The organism is Allomesorhizobium camelthorni, assembly GCF_011045125.1.
Taxonomy (GTDB): domain Bacteria; phylum Pseudomonadota; class Alphaproteobacteria; order Rhizobiales; family Rhizobiaceae; genus Allomesorhizobium; species Allomesorhizobium camelthorni.
In genome coordinates, this window is the sequence record NZ_JAAKZF010000166.1 from 1 (window position 1) to 6,062 (window position 6,062).

The 6,062-nt window shown below is 59.4% G+C and carries 4 protein-coding genes and 3 pseudogenes; 5 read left to right on the forward strand and 2 right to left on the reverse strand.

The window, feature by feature from the left end:
* Positions 1–188 precede the first annotated feature (188 nt).
* The 5 genes and pseudogenes from G6N73_RS34300 to G6N73_RS37720 all read left to right on the forward strand — a co-directional run.
* Positions 189–878, forward strand: coding sequence for a peroxiredoxin-like family protein (locus G6N73_RS34300; RefSeq protein ID WP_165034334.1), 690 nt, complete (start codon positions 189–191; stop codon positions 876–878).
* 116 nt (positions 879–994) lie between these two features.
* Positions 995–2,257, forward strand: coding sequence for a thiolase family protein (locus G6N73_RS34305; RefSeq protein WP_165034335.1), 1,263 nt, complete (start codon positions 995–997; stop codon positions 2,255–2,257).
* A pseudogene (locus tag G6N73_RS38940) lies at positions 2,217–3,040 on the forward strand (plasmid pRiA4b ORF-3 family protein). Before G6N73_RS34305 ends, G6N73_RS38940 begins: the two are co-directional and overlap by 41 nt.
* A gap of 64 nt (positions 3,041–3,104) precedes the next feature.
* A pseudogene (locus G6N73_RS34315) lies at positions 3,105–3,361 on the forward strand (aconitase family protein); the annotation flags it as partial.
* 2 nt (positions 3,362–3,363) lie between these two features.
* Positions 3,364–3,563: pseudogene (locus G6N73_RS37720) on the forward strand (IS3 family transposase); the annotation flags it as partial.
* 3 nt (positions 3,564–3,566) lie between these two features.
* Here the strand turns inward: G6N73_RS37720 and G6N73_RS38170 are convergent.
* Together G6N73_RS38170 and G6N73_RS34325 are read right to left on the reverse strand one after the other, a co-directional pair.
* Positions 3,567–3,995 carry an isoprenylcysteine carboxylmethyltransferase family protein gene (locus G6N73_RS38170; protein ID WP_281353026.1) on the reverse strand — a complete coding sequence of 143 codons (429 nt, stop codon included), beginning with the start codon at positions 3,993–3,995 and terminating at the stop codon, positions 3,567–3,569.
* Between the two features lie 335 nt (positions 3,996–4,330).
* Complete coding sequence (locus tag G6N73_RS34325; RefSeq protein ID WP_246252804.1) at positions 4,331–5,503, reverse strand: lactonase family protein; 1,173 nt, start codon at positions 5,501–5,503, stop codon at positions 4,331–4,333.
* Positions 5,504–6,062: the final 559 nt, after the last annotated feature.

Consider the following 6,062-nt stretch of genomic DNA (forward strand, 5'->3'; position numbering starts at 1 on the left):
CGCCTCAAAGCGACGGCCATGTCCGCATGACCGCGCATGTCGCCGGATTTTTCCTGACAGAAGACTCTTAGGTGTGTGCCTTTGAACCCTTGGGAATGGAAACGATAACCGTCGGACATTTCCCCGTGCAGCGCCGCCGAAATACCTTGGCCCTAGAACCATCAGGATTTTTAGATAAGCGTTGAATTATGTCTGGCCCTTTAACCAAGACCCTCAATCAGGTGCGTAGCGAGCTTTTAGCTGGGTTCAGTGACACGGACCGGGAAGCGTACATCCATCTCGTCGATTGGCTTCGCAAGACTGACGTCGCGTCGAGCGCATTGCAGGTTGGCGATACGGCGCCAGATTTTCTTCTGCCCGATGCGCATGGACGACTTCATTCGTCCGAACACCTTCGCGGTGAAGGGCCGCTTGTGGTTAGCTTCTACCGGGGTGGATGGTGCCCATTCTGTAACGCAGAGCTTCGCGCTCTTCAGGCGGTCAAGGCCGAATTTGATAGTCTAAAGGCGAACCTTGTTGTGCTGTCTCCCGAGACCCGTGATCTGCCGAGGCAGCTGAAACGGCAGTTGAACCTCGACCTGACGATGCTCGCGGATGTCGACCATGGCGTGGCAATATCTTACGGCGTCCTTTTTCGTGTCCCTGACGAAACCAAAGCACACTATGCCGGGCAAGGATACGACTTTGGGCATCGTCACGGAACGAGCGAGTGGATGCTGCCAATCCCGGCGACTTTCGTGATCGATCAGGACGGTGTTGTCAGAGGCGCCTTCGTCGAGCCCGATTTTTCGATCCGCCAAGAACCATCCGATATCCTCAACAAAGTTCGCCAACTTGCCGGATCTCAAGCTGAGGATGCTTCCGCATCCGACGAATGATGTCGGCCAGAGGACATCTCCGCTATTACTGGGATCCTGCAAACTGGATTTACAGTGATTATGTTTCTGACAGGCACTGCCAAGATCGAGATCAAACGTCTTAGATGAGAGCTGCCATGCACCGTTTTCCACACACTGTCTTCGTTGCTGCCGGGCTCCGTACACCCTTCGGACGTGGAGGAGGCGCACTCGCCAACTATGATGCTATCAGCCTATCGGTTCCTGTCGCCCAGGCCATGGCCGATCGCGCCGAGCCCGATCTTGTCGTCTGGGGAAGCGTGATCCCCAACATCGGCTGGAGTAATATCGCACGAGAGATCTGGCTCGACGCCAAGCTCAATCCCAACGTTCCCGCATTCTCCGTCGTCCTTGCTTGTTCGACCAGCATGACCGCGGCGTTCGCCGCCGCCGGCATGCTTGGCAGCGGGGTCGACCTCACCATGGTCGGAGGCGCAGAAGTGATGAGCCGCCCGCCCATCGCGCTGACATCGGCGGCATCGAGGCGGTTGACCGAGCTATTCGGCCACGATTCCGCCGCCGCCTTGGCCGCGCTGCGGGCGCTCGAACCGGAAGACTATGTGCTTCCAATCAGGGGATGGGCTAACCGGATTACCGGCCGAACGATGGGCGACCACATGGAAGAGACTGCGAAGGAGTGGCACATCAGCCGCGAGGCGCAGGACGCATTGGCGCTCAGGAGCCACCAGCGTGCTGTCGCCGGGTGGGATAGCGGGTTCTTCGACGATCTGGTCATCAAGCTGCCGGAACTCGAGCGTGACGCCAATCCGCGCGTAGACACGTCGGCGGAGAAGCTCGCCGCACTCAAGCCTGCATTCGACAGGACGAGCGGACAGGGAACGCTGACGGCTGGGAATTCGTCACCCATTACCGACGGGTCCGCCGGATGCTGGATCGCCAACGAGGCCGGTATCGCCCGACTACCGGCGAATACTCCTTATCTGCGTTTGGTCGATTATGAGATAGCAGCGGTCGACCACAACGAAGGGCTGCTGATGGCGCCGTCCTATGCGATTCCTCGTTTGCTCGCGCGCTACGGCCTTCGTTTCGACGACATAGATCTCTGGGAGATCCACGAAGCCTTCGCCGCCCAGGTGCTGGCGAACGTCGCTGCCATCGAGCGTGATGATTGGATCCGGTCCAAGACTGGCGTTGACGCGGATTTCGGCACCTTCGTGTGGGATCGGGTCAACCCCAATGGCGGTTCGGTCGCGATCGGCCACCCGTTTGGCGCTACGGGCGCGCGTGATTTGAGTCAGACGGTGAAGGAGCTCTGGTCGCGACCTGCGGGATCACGCGCGATCGTCAGCGTCTGCGCCGATGGCGGCCAAGGGACCGTGGCCTTGCTTGAGCGGGTTTGACCGTCCCAGGATCCGCGACCGGCGAGGCGTCGGCAGCGGCTATCTTCATCCTCATGGTCGACGTGCTTCTGGTGAAGCCGGCAGGCTTGTCGGACGCGCGGCAAAAGCACGCCGGACCTCAAAGAATACTGGAAGGCGCGATCTGCAAGACTGGCGGCATGAGTCCGGCCCGAAGACACCAGCATCCGACAGCTCCGACGAGATCGCCACGGTCCGCATCGAACTGCGCGACACCGATACCCTGATCTGGCGGGAGGTCGAAGTGCCGACATCGGTCACGCCGAAGGTGCTGCACGACGTCATCCAGGCCGTCATAAGTGGTTCGACTACCACCTGTGGCGGTTCAGGGTCGGCAAGCAGAGCTACCGCTTGCCGATGGACGAGGACTGGGGAACGGAGTCGCGCAAGGAGGCAGCCAAGGCACCTGCGGGATGTTGTCCTCAAACAGAGGAAAACGACGATCGACTACCTCTACGAGTTCGGGGACAGCTGGGAGCATCGTCTCGTCGTCACTGGTGGCACGCCGGTGACCCCGAGGTTTCCTATCCCCCGTATGTCGGTGGCGAGAGAAACGCTCCGCCCGAAGATTGCGGTGGCACCGCCGGCTTCTACAACATGCTCGGGGTGTTGGCCGACCCAGACCATCCTGACAATGCCGATGCATGCCAATGGGCAGATGACTATGATCCCGACGTGATCGACGAACTGCCGATCAGATACGCGCTCGCCCGCATCGCCAACCGCCGAAACGCGGGCAAGGCAAGATTGCTCAAGAAGGCGTAACCTGGCCGGCGGCATCTGATCACTCATTCCCTACCGCGGTCCTCACCTGATGGTTACGATGCCGCTCGAGAACCTCCTGCGCTTTGAAGACAGCCAACCGGCTACCAAGGAACACAGCGTTGTCGCCGCCGCATGGCTGACGAACAAGGGGGCCGTCGAGAACGAGATTGCCTATCGCCTGGCCCGCGTATTGATGCAGAACTTCACTGGCGTTCCGGCCGTCGTCGGTCTCGCCGCGATGCGCGATGCCATGGTTTTGCTCCGTGGCGATCCAGAGAAATCAATCCGCTCGTCCCGGTCGACCTCGTCATCGACCTTTCTGCCAAGTCGCGCGCATGAACCGGGCGATCAAGGAAGCGACCGTCCAACGCTGTCGTTACGATCGCTCGATCAGCTCGAAGCGCACCTGACGGACTTCCTTGGCGCCTACAATTATGCTCGGTGGCTGAAGTCCCTGAAGGGGTTCACCCCTTACGAATACATCTGCAAATGCTGGACTTTGCGCGATGCCTCTTCTCTCTAACCATCAGTATGTAGCGAACTGGTCTCGCATAACCCTTTCTTCCTGACGGATGCGGATAACAAGCGGAAGCGCATAGATCGGCAGTCCTACAATCAGGGTGATGGGCGCGTGTAGAGCTAGAGCATAGCCGATCAATTCGGGCACTATGTTCAGGTAGTAGTTGGGGTGACGGATGTGGCGGAAAAGGGGATGCCTGACCAACCCATGGTTACGGGCGATGAACAGTTTGACTGTCCAGAGCGGTCCGAGAAGTCGTACGACAAAGAGTAGCATTCCGGCGCCGAAAAAATAGATTCCTAACCCAACCAGATTCAGAGCGTCAAAGGACGAGAAACTTAAGATCCCCTCGGTGGACGCTGCGACATAGAAAGCGACGTGCGCGAGGGCGCGTGAGTTTCCGACACCAAACTCGACGGCCCCTTCTGCCCGCAATAGAGGTGACAGTGACGTCGGAACCGAAACGATGTTCGAGGGCGCGCGGGAACTCGCTGACGCAACGCTCCAGTTCAGCGAACACTCGGTACAGCCCTTCCGCCATCAATGCATCGAGGCGTGTTGTAAAGAACTCCTCGCTCCCTTTCGAAGCGTCAAACAAGGCAGGCGAGGCCGGCCTCTGACCGTATGCGTTAAGCCGCACCAATAGTATCCTCGCGATTGACTGATTTGCTCGGCAAGGCGACGATGGTGACGGGAGCGCGTCCGCCGGACCTGATCACAGTGGGAGTAGCTGGATCTTGCCTGGTCGGTCGCGCTCCGCCGGTAGATGCCTAGAATCCCGCAAGGCCCTGGGGGCTGTTGTAGGGAATCTGGTTTCGACCAATCTCCGTCAGCCGCCCGCTTGTCTTGTCGAGGCGGTAGCTGACAAGCACCGAGGCATTTCCAAAGATCTGGTAGAAGTACTGATCGTCGGGAGTCAGCCAGCTGTCGCTGGGTCCACTGCTGACGAGACCGTTCACGGCGCGGAAGGTACCGTCGCCCGGTATCGCGTTGTTGGCCGGGTCCTGGAGAAGGCTCAACCGGCCGTCTACGAGTCGGTAGGTCGAGACCGTTCCGTAACCGAAGTTGGTCGCGAGCACGAGCGAGTTGTCAGAGGTCACTTGCAGCCAGCAGAGCTCAGACGGCTTCCCGGGCGAGGTGTCGATCTGGGCCAACGGGCCGTTGGTCACGCGACCCTCGCCATCAATGCGGCTCGCTAGCACGCCGTCCCCTACCGCGAGACCGTTCAGGAAGGTATCACGACTCCCATTGAGGAAGGCGATGTAGAATGGCCCCGCGCCGCCGGCATCGGCGAACGAAGCCTCGCCGAGCGTACCGTTATCGCGCACCGGGAATATCACGAGCCCGTCTGGGTCGGAGGCGTTCGCCACTACCAAGTTTGGCGACCCGTCCGGATTGGACGCTGGACGAGCGTCGAAGAGGATGTCAACCAGCAAGAAGCGGCCGTCGGGCGACAGAACCGCTTGTGTCGACACCCGATCGGTCTTTGTCGCGGTGTTTACCGAATTGCGCTCCGGCCGCAGCTTCAGTTTGCCGTCCTCGGCGACTTCGTAGGAGCGGAGGTGGTTGGGGCCGAAGGCATGGAGTACATATAGTGTTCGGCTTTGGGGACGATAGGCGAGCGACTTCGCCGTTCCGGAGCGCCCGGTTGCAGGCTCGCCAGTCGATTGCCGATCGATCATAGTCAGCTTGCCCTCTGGACTCACTCGGAAGCTCGTCACGCTGTTGTCGCCGCCGTTCGTCACAAACAGCAGGGTGTTGGATTCGGCTAGGATTACACTACCAGCGCCCTCGAATGCGTTGGGCGCGCTCTCCTGACCGCTGATCGGTTTGAAGACGCCCGAGCCAGCACCCCCGGTAGGGATACTATCGAGTAGTCCTAGTTGCCCGTCCGCATTGCGACCAAAGTGCATGATGCGGTTCTGGATCTCATTGGTCTGCATGTAGACATGACCTACGAGGTCAGAAGCGAGTGCGTCTACTCGTAGAGCCCCGAAGAAAAGCAGCATGAGTGCGATAGTGATGAGATTCGATGATCGCGCGCGAACCATGTAATTCTCCTATGTTGGTGCCGCTTGGGGGCACGGTTTCTTGCTTCAACGTAGATCCAGTCCGAGGCGTTAGCCGAGAGGTGGCATGAAGTGCAGTCGGTCTTGCTTACCGGAACCGAGGTCTTTATGCGTTTATGAGCAACTCATGCCTGGAAGCGAAATCCCCGAACAATCTCCGGAGCCGCTCCTCCTCCAAACGTTCGATAGGGAACTCGTTTTCGTCTAGCCCCATCGATCAACATCACCCAGTGCCCATGTACCGCTAGGTCCGGAGATAGCTTGCGGTACATGCACATTCCCGTTTGCATCAGCTGGGGACTGGGCGTCTTGGGGCTGCGCGAGGTTGACTCAGGTGACGAAGGCTGTGACTCAGTCACGGCAAAGGTTCCGAAGCGGAACATCTTCACGGCCACGCCTCTTCGGCCAGTGAGACTGCCTTAGTCCAACTCCA